The organism is Pelovirga sp. C15f (assembly GCF_057178085.1).
Genome location: NZ_JBXUCV010000001.1, coordinates 510,054 through 525,965, shown reverse-complemented (window position 1 = coordinate 525,965; position 15,912 = coordinate 510,054). Strand labels below are relative to the sequence as shown.

Below are 15,912 nucleotides of genomic sequence, written 5' to 3'. Positions count from 1 at the left end.
TGTCAGGTAATGTTCTCACCCTTGGGCATGATCTCCCCGTCGCTCAAAAATATCTAGTTTCCGCAGCGGTAACTACATGTGGTCTTGCATCATTCCAATGAACCGATCGAACAGATAAGCGGCATCATGGGGCCCGGGTGATGCTTCCGGGTGGTATTGAACGGAATAAGCCGGATATTCAAGATGGGCGATTCCTTCGACCGTGTCATCATTGAGGTTGATATGGGTCACTTTGACCTTGTTCGCATTCAGAGTGCTGGCATCGACGGCAAAACCATGGTTCTGTGAAGTAATTTCTACCTGCTGACGCTGATAGTCGAGAACCGGCTGATTCCCGCCACGATGGCCGAACTTCAGCTTGTAGGTCTGAGCACCACAGGCGATGGATAGCAACTGGTGTCCCAGGCAGATACCGAAGATCGGCACCTTGCCCAGCAGTTCACGGATGGCCTCTTGGGCATAATGCAGCGGTTCAGGGTCACCGGGGCCGTTACTCAAGAAAACCCCATCCGGGTTGAGCTTCAGCACCTCTGCGGCATCAGTATCGGCGGGCACAACTGTAACGTTACAGCCACGCGATGTCAGGTTGCGCAGAATATTACGCTTGATACCAAAATCAAAGGCAACCACCTGATATTGAGCGGTTGCTGGATCAACCTCAGGGTAACCACCGGTTAAACTCCAAAGTCCCTGGTGAAGCTGGTAGGGGGTCTCACAGGTCACCTCGCGCACCAGATCACGACCTACCAGACCGGGTGCATCCTGGGCTTTTTTAATCAGGCTTTTTAGATCAGTATCAAGGGTTGAGATAATTCCGGTTTGAGCGCCCGTGGTGCGGATGTGACGCACCAGCGCACGGGTATCAATCCCTTCGATGGCAACGATATTGTTCTGTTTCAGATAGGCATCAAGAGTCATCTGCGAGCGAAAGTTGCTCGGAAAAGGACAGGATTCACGTACGACAAAGCCCGAAAGGTGGGGCTTGGTTGATTCAACGTCCTCATCATTGATGCCACAGTTGCCTATCTGAGGATAGGTCATGGTGACGATCTCACCATGATAAGAGGGATCGGTGAGAATTTCCTGATAGCCGGTCATGCTGGTATTAAAAACTACTTCGCCGGTTACTTCTCCGGCAACACCGAGAGATGTACCAACAAAATACTTGCCGTCGGCCAATGCCAATACTGCTTTCATTTGCGCCTCTATGGATTGTTGTTTGTTTTTATCGCTGATAAACCGTCTTGCCCGCCAGCAATGTTCTTATTGCTGCGCCGCGCATGGTCCAGCCATCGAAGGGGGTATTTTTACTCTTTGATTTGAGTTGTCTGGCTTCCAATGTCCATTCGAGCTCCGGGTCAATAATAGTTACATCGGCAACAGCGCCAACTTCAAGAGAGCCTCGATCAATGCCGATAATAGCCGCAGGCTGACAGGTCATCAGGGCAATCGCCTGACGGCGACTGATGACTTCGGCCCTGACCAGATTCATGGTCAATGGAAGCATGGTTTCAAGGCCGACAATACCGTTCATGGCAACTGGAAACTCGACATTTTTTTCATCGTAATGATGAGGTGCATGATCTGTCGCAATGGCATCGATGGTGCCATCAGCCAGCCCGGCACGGAGGGCATCGACATCAGCCTGAGTGCGTAGCGGGGGGTTCATTTTGGCGTTGGTGTTGTAACCACGCACCGCATCATCGGTCAGGGTAAAGTGGTGCGGGGTTGCTTCACAGGTAACCCTGACTCCACGCGCCTTGGCCTGCCTGACGAGCTCGACACTTCCTTTGGTTGACACATGGGCAACATGGAGGCGGCTGTTAGTGAATTCCGCCAGCATGATCTCCCGGGCAGTGGCAGCATCTTCAGCGACCCAGGGAATGCCTTTAAGGCCTAATTCGGTGGCCACCTCCCCTTCATTCATGCACCCTTCCCCTACCAGGGTTAAATCTTCGGCATGGGCGATGATCGGAGCGCCAAAAGTGTCAGCATATTCAAAGGCCCGGCGCATCAGTTCACCGCTGACAACCGGCACGCCATCATCGGAAAATGCGACACAGCCGGCGGCTTTAAGCTCTCCCATTTCAGACAGCACATCTCCCTTCATGGCCTGGCTGATTGCTGCAACCGGATAGACATTGGCGCTGCCATGCTGACGCGCCTTGTTGATAAGGTATTCAACCACAGGCACAGTATCAATCACCGGCCTGGTGTTGGGCATACAGGCGACGGATGTGACACCACCGGCGGCCGCGGCTCGGGTGCCGCTGACAATGTCTTCCTTATATTCCAGCCCTGGATCACGCAGATGAACATGGATATCGATCAATCCCGGGGTAACCAGCAGCCCGTCCGCATCAATGATTTCTGCATCACCTACCGACAGACCGGTACCAATAGCGGCGACTCTGCCATCCTCAATCAGGATGTCATAACGATCATCAATATTATTCTTTGGATCAATCAAATGACCTTTTTTAATAAAAACTTTCATATCAATACCTCATGTAAAGGTTTAATCATTTTGAGCTGACTCGCCACCGGAAACCAGGTATAAAAGCGCCATTCTCACGGCAACGCCATTTTCCACCTGGTCAAGAATCACATTATGCGGGCCATCGGCCACCAGGGAAGAAATCTCCACTCCGCGATTCATCGGTCCTGGGTGCAGGACAATGACATCCGGTTTGGCGAGTTTGATATTTTCGGGATTCAAACCATAAAAGCGGGCATATTCACGTAATGACGGGATCAGGGTTTTACCCTGACGCTCGCGTTGAATACGCAGCATCATGATACAGTCGACATCGCGAATGGCTTCGCGCAGATCGGTAAAAACCTCACAACCGAGCTTTTCCAGTCCCGGCGGTAACATGGTGCGAGGTCCGGCAACCCGTACTTTTGCCCCCAGTTTAGTCAGGCAATAGATATTTGAGCGCACGACCCGACTGTGGGTGATATCTCCGGCGATGGTTACAGTCAGCCCTTCGATTTTGCCTTTATGTTGGCGCATGGTAAAGGCATCGAGTAATGCCTGACTGGGATGCTCATGGGTACCGTCACCGGCATTGATGATCGAACACTTCAGGCGCTGCGCCAGATAGTCGCAGGCACCGGAAGCACTGTGGCGCATAACAATGATGTCAGGGTGCATGGCCTCGATGTTTTTCGCTGTATCTTCAAGGGTTTCACCTTTGACAACGGAAGAAGATGAGGCGCTGATATTGACAGTATCTGCAGAGAGGCGCTTACCGGCAATTTCAAAAGAGGTGCGTGTCCGGGTGCTGGCTTCGAAAAACAGGTTCACGATGGTTTTGCCACGAAGGGTAGGCACTTTCTTGATCTGGCGGCTGTTGATCTCCTTGAAACTGGCAGCGCTATCGAGAATAAATTGGATTTCCGACGCTGCTAGATCCTTGATGCCCAGAATATGTTTCGGATTAAAATTCATGTTTAGCCTCCGCCGTCAGCTTTTGAGCAGATGAATTGCTCGGGGAATGTTCTGTTCGTCAAAATCTACCTTGATCTGCTCATTGCGGGAGGTTGGCAGATTGCGACCAATATAATCAGGGCGAATCGGCAGTTCCCGATGACCACGATCAATCAGGATGGCCAACTGAATACTCTGTGGGCGCCCAAGATCCATCACCGCATCCATTGCCGCACGAATGGTGCGACCAGTGAAGAGAACATCATCTACCAGCACGACCCTCTTACCATCAAGATTGAAACGAATATCGGTCTGTCCCACGGCAAGATGGCCGCGTGAAGCCAGATCATCGCGGTACATGGTGATATCAATGCTGCCGTAGGGCACAGTGACTGATTCAATCTCATTGATACGCTGTTGAATCTGCTCCCCGAGATAGGCTCCGCCAGTACGAATACCAATCAATACCAGACCCTCAACCCCCTTGTTTTTTTCAATAATTTCGTGAGCAATGCGGGTCAGTGCGCGATTCACTCCGTCCAGATCGAGAATTTCTACCGATTCAGTCGTCACAAGTACCTCCTGCAACATAAAGGACATAAAAAAACACCTGTACAATAGATGCGTACAGGTGTTCGATTTTTTTTGTATGAATTGTGTAGCATTGTGTTCTCCCTTGCTGATCTCTCGGATCAGTTTAAAGGGTCAAAGAATTTACGGCTTCGAACATTACAACGCGGATGACAGGCTTGTCAATAGGACAAACAACAAGTTTTATCTAATGAATGGGACGGCCAATACGCTCGAAGCGAATCTTTTCAGCAAGGCTTGCCTGGGCGTCCCATGACCAGTATTTAATAAAGGCCAGTCCTTTGACTTTTGAGTCATCAACAAATCCCCAGAAACGACTGTCGTAGGAAAAATCGCGATTATCTCCCATTACAAAGTACTTATTTTCAGGCACCTTGACCGGCGCCATATTATCGCGCGGTCCGGCAACGGCGGGTAGAATCTGGTCGTCCCGGTGAATTTCCTGCTCGAATTCAAGCAGATCGCCATTGACAAAGACCTGCTTGGCGCGAATTTCAACCACATCACCAGGTAGACCTACCAATCGCTTGATAAAATCGCGGCGTTGAAAATAAGATTTTCCCTCATCCTCGGGAAATTCGAAAACGATCACATCGCCCCGCTCTGGGCCGCGCAGAGCCAGGTAGCGTTCATCGCTGAAAGGCAATCTGGTGCCATAGATAAATTTGTTGACCAACAGATGATCCCCAATCAGCAGGGTGTCAAGCATCGATCCGGAAGGGATTTTGAATGCCTGAAAAACAAAGGTACGTATAATTAACGCGAGAACAACAGCGATAATCAGCGCTTCAGACCATTCGCGGTACCAGGGTTTAGTTGATTCGGGCTGCGTTTTTTTCTTACCGAAAAATGCCATGATTCTACTCTTTGATTTTAAGGATTGCTAAAAAAGCCTCTTGCGGCAACTCAACGCTGCCGACCTGTTTCATCCGTTTTTTACCTGCCTTCTGCTTTTCCAGCAGCTTGCGCTTACGGGTGATGTCACCGCCGTAACATTTGGCAGTCACATCCTTGCGCAGCGCCTTGACGGTCGACCGGGCAATCACTTTATTGCCGATTGCCGCCTGGATAGCAACCTCGTATTGCTGCCTGGGAATGAATTCTTTCATTTTAGATACCAGCTCACGACCACGGTATTGTGCTTTGTCATTGTGAACAATCAGCGATAAGGCATCAACAACTTCGCCATTGATCAGCACGTTCAGGCGCACCAGACGACTTGTCCGAAAATCCAGGTGCTCATAGTCAAGAGAAGCATAACCACGGCTGATGGATTTAAGACGATCAAAAAAATCGAGAACAATCTCGTTCAGCGGTAACTCAAAAACAATCATCACGCGATTAGCGGTCAGGTACTTGATCTCACGTTGGATCCCGCGCTTTTCAATACACAGTCCCAGCACCGCCCCGACAAACTCATTGGGAACATGGATAGAAGCCAGCACAAAAGGCTCTTCTATCTGCTGAATCATCTGAATATCAGGGAGCATGTTGGCGCTTTCAACGTTTAAAACCGCTCCCTTAACCGTCGTTACCCGGTAAACTACCGTTGGTGCGGTGGTAATCAGCTCAACATCGAATTCACGTTCCAGTCGTTCCTGAATGATTTCCATGTGCAACAGGCCAAGGAAGCCACAACGAAAGCCAAAACCCAGGGCGAGGGAATTTTCCGGTTCAAAGGAAAAAGCGGCATCATTAAGGCGGAGTTTTTCCAGGGCATCACGCAGGGCGTCATACTCACCACTGTCGATGGGATAAAGACCCGAAAATACCATTGGCTTGACCACCTGATAACCAGGTAAAGCCTTTGCCGCGGGCTGATGATGATGAGTCAGGGTGTCTCCAACCTTGGCATCTTCAACCACCTTGATCCCGGCAATAACAAAACCCACCTCACCGGCAGCTAAGTCCTGCAATTCAACCGGATGCGGACTGAAAGCCCCGACCTTATTGACCTCGTATATGCCACCCGTTTGCATCAGGCGGATCTTGTCTCCTTTTTTTACCGTTCCTTCAAAAATTCGTACCAGAATAATAACGCCCTGATAGGAATCGTACCAGGAGTCAAAGATCAGCCCCTGCAATAGTCCCTGTGGGTTGCCCTTGGGCGGCGGAATTTTCTTAACCAGGGCTTCGAGGATTTCCGGAATTCCCTTCCCCTCCTTGGCACTGGCAAAAATAGCGTCACTGGTATCAATACCGATGATTTCTTCGATCTCCTCACAGACCCGCTGGGGGTCGGCACTGGGTAGATCGACCTTGTTGAGGACCGGGAAAACCTCCAGGTCCTGATCAATAGCCATATACACATTGGCCAGCGTCTGCGCTTCTACTCCCTGGGCCGCATCTACAACCAGCAATGCGCCCTCGCAGGCAGACAGGGAACGACTGACTTCGTAGGAGAAATCAACATGTCCAGGAGTATCAATCAGGTTGAGGATATAGATCTGACCGTCCCGGGCCTTGTAGGTCAGCCTTACCGCCTGCGCCTTGATAGTAATACCACGCTCTTTTTCCAGATCCATTTTGTCCAGGTACTGATTGGATTTTTCCCGATCAGTCAGGGCGCCGGTTGCTTCGAGTAGACGGTCAGCCAGGGTGGATTTACCATGATCGATGTGGGCAATGATGGAAAAATTACGAATTTTAGTAAGGTCCATGTCGGCTCGATTAAAAGTGAATATTTAAAAAGTTTATCATCCTAAGCAGTAATGTTCAGCTTGTAAAGAATAAACGAAAAAGGCCGAAAACATTGCTATTGACGGCTGTTTTGGGAATATTTTTCCTGCCGGTTGCGAGCCAGCAGGCTCCAGCCTTCCGCTACGATCATTCCCGCGATAATCAGGGAGCCACCGAACCAGGCCAGTGATGATAGCCGGTCGCCGGCGAGCCAGATGGAAAAAATCGCGGCAAATACCGGCTCAAGGGTATAGATAAGTGCCGCGCGGGTTGGTGTTGTACGATTCTGAAAGCTGGTCATGGCCCAAAATGCGTAGGCCGTCGCAAAAACCGATGTAATAACCAGTGCAGCTATCAACGAAAGCGTCCATGACGCTGGCCAGGTCACCGGTTCAAACAGGAGGCTGCCGATGCAAGCCAGGATAGCCATGGTTGCAATCTGAACGCAGGCCAGCGCGCGTCCGTCGTAACCACGGGTAAAAACATCCAGACCTAGAATATGCAGGGCAATAAAAAGGGAACAGATGAAAACTAGCAGGTCGCCAGGATTTATCGACCATGGGGACTTCCAGGTCAGCATGAAAAGTCCGATAATAGCCAGCACAACGCCGATTTTTGAACCCGTCGCGGCCGGCTTCTTCAGCAGTGGACCAGCCAACAGCGGCACCCAGATGACATTGAGGCCAGTCAAAAATCCGGCGTTAGATGAGCTGGTCACGGCAAGACCGTAGGTCTGAAACAGATAGCCCAAAAACAATAGTATTCCCAGGATGATTCCTGCCAGCCAGCCGCGCCGGTCGAGGGTAGCAAATCCTGCGCGCCCCGCCAGTGGAGCGAGTAGCAACGCGGCCATGGCAAAACGAACCCACAAAAAACACAAAACCGGCACTTCGGTAATCGCATCTTTGACAATCGGGAAGGTGGCCCCCCAGAAAAGGGTCACTGAAATCAACATCAATTCAGCGTTGAGTTGGCGACGATTGATTTTAGCTGGATCAAAAAGTGTCACAAAAGACCTTTTCCCGGGACAAATGAGCTTGTTTAAAACAGAAACAACATGATATAACTCAACTATTGGCGCCACCCGGATATATTATCAGGGCTGTTCCAACGCTGCCCCAGGAATTTCTTTCCTGTCTACCATTAGATCAGACAGCGTAGAACAGATTTAATAAAGAGTCATCCATGGAGCATAAGGATCGAACAAGACGGGAGCCGGTCGAAGTTATCTGCCCACGCTGCCGTTACACTGAGATCATCTATTTTCCAGTTCAAGACCTGCCCGCGTGTCCTCAGTGTGGAACCCGCATGTCTATATCTGAACTTCTCGATGAAGGCAAATCCTATTGATGACCCCATTGTTTTTCCACCGTCAGATTTCGTTTAAGACGCTTCTGACATCACTATGACTTTCATTAAGTATGGAGGATGATCGATGAAACTTGTAAAAATCATGCTGGCCTGTCTGTTATCTGTCAGTTTACTGGCTCCTGCGTTCGCTACTGCCGACGTTCTTGACGAGATTCTGCAGCGCGGAGTGTTGCGGGTCGGCATGGAACCTGGTTATATGCCGTTTGAATTGACGAACCAGCGCGGTGAAATTATCGGCTTCGATGTCGATATTGCACGGCGGATGGCCAACGCCATGGGGGTTAAGCTGGAGTTGGTAAGCACCGCCTGGGATGGCATCATTCCCGCCCTGTTGACCGACAAATTCGATATCATCATGAGTGGCATGACCCTGACCCAGCAGCGCAATCTTTCGGTTAACTTTGCCGACCCTTACATCGTCGTTGGACAGACGGTTATCATCCGCAAAGAAATCGCCGATGAGGTTAAATCGTACCGTGATCTGAACAACCCTAAATACAAGGTATCCTCAAAACTCGGCACTACCGGAGAGCAGGCGGTTCAGCGGATGATTCCGCAAGCCCAGTATGTTTCTTTTGAAACCGAGCAGGAAGCGGTTCTCGACATGCTCAACGGGAAGGTTCACGCCGTTGTCTATGATCTCCCACTGCTATCCATTACCTACGCCCAGCGTAATGATGGCAACCTGGTGTTTCTAGACGAACCTTTCACTCATGAACCCCTGGCCTGGGCCATCCGCCGCGGCAACTACGATTTTCTTAACTGGCTCAACAACTTTCTCAATCAGATTAAAAATGACGGAACCTATGAGCAGATTTACAACAAATGGTTTGTCAGTGATGAGTGGTTAAAGCAGATTCAAAACTGATTCTCTTTCTTGCCGGCGCGGACATCCTGGTCGAAAATTATCACGGGCTGTCCGCGCTTTCCTATGCTTAAAATCAATAAAAAGGGCGAACCTACACGTGAACAGCTATCGTAAAGACTGGCATTGGCGGTTATTGACGATATTAATCCTTGTTGTCATCTGTGCAGGACTCTGGGTAGCGACGAGTAAAGTCAATTATGCTTGGCGCTGGAACCGTGTCCCCCAGTATTTCGTTTATCATCATGAAAACGTTAAGCGGACCGCTTACGATAGTCAGGTTGTCGGGATTGAAGCCGTCGGCGACTCAACCACAGTAACGATTCGCAATCAATTCGATGAAGTTGAATCCTTTACCGTCGATTCCGATACCTTGAAGGTTTATCCCGACGAAAGTCTTTTTGCCGGCGATCAAATAGGTTCTACTTTCAAGTGGGAAGTCGGTCCCTTATTGTACGGCCTCGGGGTCACCCTGTGGATATCTGCCATTTCCAGCATTATCGGCCTTATCATCGGGCTGGTTACCGGACTCTGCCGGCTGTCAAAAAACATCACGCTGCGCCAGTTATCAATTATTTATATTGAGATTATTCGCGGCACACCCTTGCTGGTGCAGATTTTTATTGTCTACTTCTTTTTCGGCACGGTGCTCAACATTGACCGTATGCCGGCGGGTATTGCCGCCCTGTCGATTTTTGCCGGTGCCTATGTCGCAGAAATTATTCGCGCCGGAATTCAGTCGATCCCCAAAGGCCAGATGGAAGCGGCTCGCTCCCTCGGGATGAATACTCCCCAGGCGATGATTCATATTATTCTACCTCAGGCCTTTAAACGCACCCTGCCACCCCTGGCCGGGCAGTTTATCAGCTTGATCAAGGATTCATCCCTGGTTTCGGTTATCGCCATTACGGATCTTACCAAGGCGGGTCGAGAGGTCATTACCTCGACCTTTGCCACCTTTGAAATCTGGTTTGTTGTAGCTTTTCTTTATCTTACTCTCACTTCAGTTCTCTCTCAGGTGATCTCCTGGGTTGAGCGGAGGCTAGCAGTCAGTGATTAAAACCATCGATCTGAAGAAAACTTTTCATGGCCGAGGACAAGTAGTGCACGCCGTTGACGGCATCACCACGCATATCACATCCGGTGAAGTAGTCGTTGTCATCGGCCCTTCCGGGTCCGGAAAATCGACCTACCTACGCTGTTTAAATGGCCTTGAAGAGCTGACCTCAGGGCATATTTACATTGATGGTGTTGACCTGGCAGATCGCAAAACTGATCTTAACAAGATCCGTCGCGAAGTTGGGATGGTCTTCCAGCAGTTCAATCTGTTCCCACACAAAACCGTACTTGAGAATCTGGTGCTGGCGCAAACAGTTGTTCGTAAAAGAAAAAAGTCCGATGCCACGGTAAAGGCCCGGGCCCTGTTGAATAAGGTCGGTATTGCCGAGAAGGAGATGGAATACCCGATTCGACTATCGGGGGGGCAGCAACAGCGCGTCGCTATCGCCAGAGCATTAGCGATGGACCCGAAGGTGATGTTGTTTGACGAGCCGACCAGTGCCCTTGACCCGGAGATGGTTGGTGAGGTCCTTGAGGTCATGAAACAGCTTGCCCGTGAAGGGATGACAATGGTAGTAGTCACTCATGAGATGGGTTTTGCCCGCGAGGTCGCTGATCGAGTACTGTTCATGGATCACGGCAAACTGGTTGAAGAAGGTACCCCGGAACATTTTTTTACCAACCCGCAGGAAGAACGCGCCAAACATTTTTTAAAGCAGGTTTTGTAGGTTATCTTTAATTTTATCCTGTCTATTTAACCTCCACTGGTAATTTCATTGCTTGCCAGGCAGCATACCCCCCTAAAAGTGCATAGACACGGGTATAGCCATTATTGACAAGAATCAGCGCCAGACTGGCGCTGGAAGATTCATTCGGTCAGGTACAATAGGTTACAACTACCGTGTCGCTCGGCACCATACGGGTAAACGCATCAAACTCTGCCTGTGTTGTAATGCGCAGCGCACCGGGGATTTTATCAACCGCTTGCTGCCACTGCCCTGGCGTACGTGTATCAACAAAAACAACTGACTGCTGACTTTGCAGTGTTTGAAGATCTACAATATTGATCCGCGGAATCTGATCAGGATGTGTAGGGCTTGCGGCCAGTCCAGCTGACGAGATTAAGGTCAGACTCACGACCAATAAAACATTGAAAATTTTCTGCAGCATCTGTGCGTACTCCTTGAACATTGGTTGTTGGGTCAAGTTATTGCAAGGTTTCTTTCAAGTACTCCAAAAAACGTTGCCACGATTTTCTGTCAGCGTCTTCGCGATATCGATCTGATCCAAACACGGTGAACGCATGAGGAGCACCACTGTAGGTGGTCATTTCGTGAACCACTTTTTGCTCCTCCAGTTCTTTTGCCAGTTGCGCAAAATCATCCATGCTAACAGCCGTATCTGCCGTGCCGTGCAGGATCAAGACAGAGCCTTTTGTTTCAGCATAACTCTGCCCTTCGGGTGTCGTCAGGCCGCCATGAAAAGAAACAAACCCCTTCAACGAAGCTCCCGCACGTGCCAGCTCAAGAATGACAGCACCACCAAAACAGTATCCAATAGCTACGGCATTATCGATATTTGCCCCTTGATGATCGGCCGCTTCCAGTGCTCCTTGCAGAAGCTTGCGCATCATTGGGCGATCCTGGTAGAGGGCATTGGTCAAGCGCCGACGCTCATCAATCTGATCAGGTCGTACTCCTTTACCAAACATGTCAGCAGCGAAAACCGCATATCCCTGGTCAACGAGCATCTGTGAACGTTGAATCTCGTATTGACCAAGCCCGTCCCAATCATGAATCAACAAAACCAATGACGCCGCAGATCCGGGGCTGATGAAATAACCTTCATAGGTGACACCATCAATCTGATAGTCAACAAACGATCCAGCGGCGAAACTGCTGGAAGCAAACAGGGTGAACAACAGAGCAGCAAGTAAACTTTTCATAGAAAAACCTCCAGAAGCAAACATTACTATTTCGGTAAACTATATCAGAGGTTGCTCCAGATTGGGAATACCCACTGTAATTTTAAACAGACAGGCTATTGGCAAGATAAGGAAACATGGGATTAATCGGCCGAATTCCGGATTCCGTAACTTTTTTCAGATCTGTTAACGCAATAACCGAACCTTGCAAGCCCGTCATGGTGCCGGCGTGACCCTGTATCAATCCATCGACAGCGGCACGTCCAAAACGCGCCCCAAGTATACGATCAAAGGCTGAAGGGGATCCACCGCGCTGATAATGACCCAGCACAATGACCCGGGTTTCAAAACCGATGCGATCCTTGATTTGTGCGGCGACATCCTCGGCCCGACCGGCACCTTCTGCCACCATAATAATACTGTTGTTACGCCCTTCCTGATAGCGTTTGCGCAGATCCCTGCAAATCTGTTCCAGATCAAATGGTTCTTCCGGTATCAAGCTGAACTCGGCACCGCTGGCAATAGTTGCTGCTACCGTCAGATAACCACAATGACGACCCATGATTTCTACGACAAACGCACGAGTATGGGATGACGCCGTGTCTTTAAGGTTGTCCACCGCCCGGACGATATTATTCAGGGCGGTATCAACTCCCAGAGACAAGTCGGTATATGGTATGTCATTATCAATGGAGGCAGGAATTCCAACGACTGGAATACCCTGCTGGTAAATTGCCTGTCCTCCAGCCAGTGAGCCATCACCACCGATCACCACCAACCCCTCGACTCCGAGACCTTTCAACGTGTCGCAGGCCAGATGCAGGCCGGCGTCGGTACGCATTTCCTTACAACGAGCGCTTTGGAGAAAAGTTCCTCCACGCTGCAGAATACCGCTGACAGATTTAGTCGTCAGTTTTTCATATAATCGATCAATCAATCCCTGATACCCTTTTTGCACCCCAATGACCTCGATGCCGGACACCAGACCGGCACGTACCACGGCTCTGACAGCGGCATTCATTCCCGAACAATCTCCTCCGCTGGTCAATACAGCTATTCGTTTGAGCATCTATGTACCCCTTTCGTTTCTGTCCAGATTGTTAAGTACTCTTTTGACACAAAAAGTAGAATTTGATGCATGCAGATTTTCTTGCTGTCCTGTCTTTTCTAATAAAACGATCGTAACTATATATTTTCGAATGATTTTTTATACTAATAAAAAAAAAGGATTTTTCTGCTGTCCTTATCCTTGACTGAAAAAAAAAAGGGATCTAAATTGCCGACAATTGAAGTAACTCTAACAGATTAATTACGAGTTGGACAAAACATATGATTGACTACTTTACAATGACCTACACCGCAATTGGTGGCCTGGGTGTTTTTATCCTCGGCATGAAGTTTCTCTCCGACAGCCTGCAGTTGCTGTCGGGTGGGGTTATCCGCAAAGTCATCTCATCGTTAACCAGTAATCGTATTCTGGCCGTCCTCGTCGGGATTGCAGTAACTGCTTTTGTCCAGTCATCAACAATCTCTACCGTGATGGTTGTCGGCCTGGTCAATGCCGGATTGATGCAACTGACCCAGGCCATCGGTTTTATTCTCGGGGCCAACATCGGCACCACGATAACCGGCTGGATACTGGCAATCAAAATCGGAAAATATGGGTTGCTGCTTATCGGTCTTGGCATTTTCCCGATGCTCTTTTCAAAAAATGACCGTATCACTGCTACGGCGCGAACCCTGGTTGCCCTAGGGTTGATCTTTTTTGGTCTGGAAATCATGAGTGATGCGTTCAGGCCGCTGCGCAGTGATGAAAGCTTTATGAACCTGATGCTGCTTCTCGATGCTCAGTCGTTGATCAGCATTCTCGGATGCGTTCTTATCGGCTGTCTGCTGACCATGATTGTGCAAAGCAGCTCAGCCATGCTCGGCATCACGATTGCCCTCGCCATGACCGGCGCTATCCCTTTCCACACGGCTGTTGCCCTGGTCATGGGTGAAAATATCGGCACAACCATCACCGCCCAACTGGCGGCGATCGGCGGCACGGTCACTGCCCGTCGTACAGCTATGGCTCATAGTGTATTCAATGTGGTGGGGGTATTCATTCTGGTTATCATTTTTTCATACTTTGTTGCCCTGGTTGAGACCCTGGTACCGGGCATCGCCAATTATGCCAACGAAGCCGGCGACCGCCCCTATATCGCCGCACATATTGCCTTTGCCCACAGCATGTTCAATGTAACAGCTACCCTCATGGTTCTGCCGTTTCTTGGGGTACTTGCCAGTCTGGTCACTAAATTGGTGCCGGACAGGGTCGGCGGACCCAAAGGTTCGTTCAGATATGTCGGTGCTCCCGGCTCCATGCCTGTAGCTCTTGGTATCACGATGGTATTTGAAGAACTGAAAAAAATGCAGGGACGGGTTCATAAGGCTCTACGTCATGCCGGCAGCTTTCTCCAGCGCGACCTTAAAGATCATGAAAAATTTTACCGTAAGGTCAAGGCAATAGAAGAGCAGACCGATATTATCCAGCATGAAATTACCACCTTTACCGTATCGTTGATGCAGGGGGGGAAATCCTCCAAGGAACAATCAGATTGTGCCTATGCCTATGTACGTGCGGCGGATGAACTGGAATCTATTGCTGACTATGCCCTCTCACTGTGTTCTTATATGCGTCGTCTCGAAAAAAACGATCTCGACTACAGTGCCGATGCCTGGGCTGATCTGCATAACTTTCATCATGAACTCTTTGCTTTTTTCAATCTGGTGTGCAAGGTTTTTCATAGTGAAGCAGAGATCAACAAAACCCTGATCCGCAAGGAAGCAAAGCGTCTGAACGATCTGGCTGATTCTGTCCGCAAGGCTCATTTGAAGCGGATGAAGGAGGGCTCCTGCAACGCTCTGCCCGCATTAACCTTCAGCGATATGGCGGTAGCTATGCGCCGCATTAAAAACCATACGGTGAATCTCTACGAAGCCCTGGCTGAGGATGAAGACTGAAGCAGGCCGAACTATTCACATCAATCAGATATACACTGGAACCACCCGGTCACTTCATGTTGCTGAACTTCCTGCAACAGAAATTCCCGGAAAACCTTTTCCGTCAAAGTCGGAATCTTATCTAAAAGTTGCACCAGGGAAATCATATTAACCATGTTTGTTTTCGCCGTTGTAATCGGGACAAGATCTCCTCGCTGAATTTCTCGCCAGATCAGATGAGCGGTGGCAACGCCGAGCCCCATTCCCAAACGCAGGCTGTTCAGCAGGGCCTCATGTGTGTCCAGCGTCATCACCACAGCCAATGATTCCGGAAGCTTATTGAAATGATGACGAAACCAGAGATCAAGGATCGACGGATCGTCCTCATCGGTAACAAAATCCTTGCCGGCCAGATTGATCAGGCTATGGTCACCGTTGATTTCCCTATGATAGTAATCCCTCGATGACACGAGCATCATCTCTTCCCGCAGTAACGGCTCCATACCGAAAACAACTGGAAATCCAGGAAGCTCCCCCGGTTCGTAATAAACATCGACCAGGGCAAAATCAAGTTCGCCTTTTTGTAGCATCGATAACAGCGGTACCGCTTCCTTGAGTTTCAACTCAAAGGTAACATCTGGATAAATCATTCGAAAACGATGGCAAAAACGCGGCAAATACTCCTTGCCGAATTCACGTGGAGCACCGATGCGCAATATTCCTGACGGCCGGTCATGAGGTAAACGTATCGACCTGATTTCACTGATCAACTTCTCAAACAGTGGAGCAATCAGGCGGTATAGGTGAATTCCGGCTGCCGTAGGTACCAGCTGTTTATGCATCCGGACAAACAGGGGAGCTTTTAATTCTTCTTCAAGTTTTTTTAGTTGCTGGCTTACTGCCGGTTGAGTCAGACCTAACTGCCGTGAAGCGGCAACACTACTGCCAAGTTTATAAACAAAGTAAAAAATCTTCAATCGATTCATATCTGGCAAGTTAATCATA

15 protein-coding genes are annotated in these 15,912 nt (G+C 49.5%); 4 read left to right on the top strand and 11 right to left on the bottom strand.

All coding sequences use genetic code 11. From position 1 onward, the window contains the following. Positions 1-72: 72 nt before the first annotated feature. The 7 genes from carA to AC1931_RS02565 all read right to left on the bottom strand — a co-directional run bounded on the left by carA (position 73) and on the right by AC1931_RS02565 (position 7,712). Positions 73-1,197, bottom strand: coding sequence for a glutamine-hydrolyzing carbamoyl-phosphate synthase small subunit (carA, locus tag AC1931_RS02595; RefSeq protein WP_483875666.1), 1,125 nt, complete (start codon positions 1,195-1,197; stop codon positions 73-75). Positions 1,198-1,225: 28 nt separating this feature from the next. Continuing rightward, entirely contained in the window at positions 1,226-2,497 is a 1,272-nt protein-coding gene (locus AC1931_RS02590; RefSeq protein WP_483875665.1) for a dihydroorotase, read from the bottom strand. A gap of 21 nt (positions 2,498-2,518) precedes the next feature. Beyond that, a complete protein-coding gene (locus AC1931_RS02585) occupies positions 2,519-3,454 on the bottom strand; it encodes an aspartate carbamoyltransferase catalytic subunit (protein WP_483875664.1) in 936 nt (311 codons plus the stop codon). A 15-nt stretch (positions 3,455-3,469) separates the two neighbouring features. Further along, complete coding sequence (gene pyrR, locus AC1931_RS02580; RefSeq protein WP_483875663.1) at positions 3,470-4,006, bottom strand: bifunctional pyr operon transcriptional regulator/uracil phosphoribosyltransferase PyrR; 537 nt, start codon at positions 4,004-4,006, stop codon at positions 3,470-3,472. A gap of 205 nt (positions 4,007-4,211) precedes the next feature. Continuing rightward, positions 4,212-4,880 carry a signal peptidase I gene (gene lepB / locus AC1931_RS02575; RefSeq protein ID WP_483875662.1) on the bottom strand — a complete coding sequence of 223 codons (669 nt, stop codon included), beginning with the start codon at positions 4,878-4,880 and terminating at the stop codon, positions 4,212-4,214. Positions 4,881-4,884: 4 nt separating this feature from the next. Continuing rightward, positions 4,885-6,684, bottom strand: coding sequence for a translation elongation factor 4 (lepA, locus tag AC1931_RS02570; RefSeq protein ID WP_483875661.1), 1,800 nt, complete (start codon positions 6,682-6,684; stop codon positions 4,885-4,887). Positions 6,685-6,779: 95 nt separating this feature from the next. After that, positions 6,780-7,712, bottom strand: coding sequence for a DMT family transporter (locus tag AC1931_RS02565; RefSeq protein ID WP_483875660.1), 933 nt, complete (start codon positions 7,710-7,712; stop codon positions 6,780-6,782). Between the two features lie 426 nt (positions 7,713-8,138). On the opposite strand from AC1931_RS02565, the gene AC1931_RS02560 reads away from it, so the two are divergent. The 3 genes from AC1931_RS02560 to AC1931_RS02550 all read left to right on the top strand — a co-directional run bounded on the left by AC1931_RS02560 (position 8,139) and on the right by AC1931_RS02550 (position 10,726). Further along, positions 8,139-8,942: a transporter substrate-binding domain-containing protein gene (locus AC1931_RS02560; protein ID WP_483875659.1), complete on the top strand. Its 804-nt coding sequence runs from the start codon at positions 8,139-8,141 to the stop codon at positions 8,940-8,942. A gap of 97 nt (positions 8,943-9,039) precedes the next feature. Further along, entirely contained in the window at positions 9,040-9,999 is a 960-nt protein-coding gene (locus tag AC1931_RS02555) for an amino acid ABC transporter permease (RefSeq protein WP_483875658.1), read from the top strand. Beyond that, positions 9,992-10,726 carry an amino acid ABC transporter ATP-binding protein gene (locus AC1931_RS02550; RefSeq protein WP_483875657.1) on the top strand — a complete coding sequence of 245 codons (735 nt, stop codon included), beginning with the start codon at positions 9,992-9,994 and terminating at the stop codon, positions 10,724-10,726. Before AC1931_RS02555 ends, AC1931_RS02550 begins: the two co-directional genes overlap by 8 nt. A 148-nt stretch (positions 10,727-10,874) precedes the next feature. On the opposite strand, the gene AC1931_RS02545 is transcribed toward AC1931_RS02550, so the two are convergent. The 3 genes from AC1931_RS02545 to pfkA form a co-directional block, all read right to left on the bottom strand. Next, positions 10,875-11,168 (bottom strand): rhodanese-like domain-containing protein, encoded by a 294-nt coding sequence (locus AC1931_RS02545; RefSeq protein WP_483875656.1) that lies wholly within the window; start codon positions 11,166-11,168, stop codon positions 10,875-10,877. A 37-nt stretch (positions 11,169-11,205) separates the two neighbouring features. Next, positions 11,206-11,943, bottom strand: a complete 738-nt coding sequence (locus tag AC1931_RS02540) for a dienelactone hydrolase family protein (RefSeq protein WP_483875655.1) — start codon at positions 11,941-11,943, stop codon at positions 11,206-11,208. Between the two features lie 82 nt (positions 11,944-12,025). After that, on the bottom strand, positions 12,026-12,991 hold the full coding sequence (pfkA, locus tag AC1931_RS02535; RefSeq protein WP_483875654.1) for a 6-phosphofructokinase: 966 nt from the start codon (positions 12,989-12,991) through the stop codon (positions 12,026-12,028). Between the two features lie 260 nt (positions 12,992-13,251). Between pfkA and AC1931_RS02530 the strand changes: the two genes are divergently transcribed. Continuing rightward, a complete protein-coding gene (locus tag AC1931_RS02530; protein ID WP_483875653.1) occupies positions 13,252-14,928 on the top strand; it encodes a Na/Pi cotransporter family protein in 1,677 nt (558 codons plus the stop codon). Positions 14,929-14,948: 20 nt separating this feature from the next. Here the strand turns inward: AC1931_RS02530 and AC1931_RS02525 are convergent, their stop codons facing one another. Continuing rightward, positions 14,949-15,911 (bottom strand): LysR family transcriptional regulator, encoded by a 963-nt coding sequence (locus tag AC1931_RS02525; RefSeq protein WP_483875652.1) that lies wholly within the window; start codon positions 15,909-15,911, stop codon positions 14,949-14,951. Position 15,912: the final 1 nt, after the last annotated feature.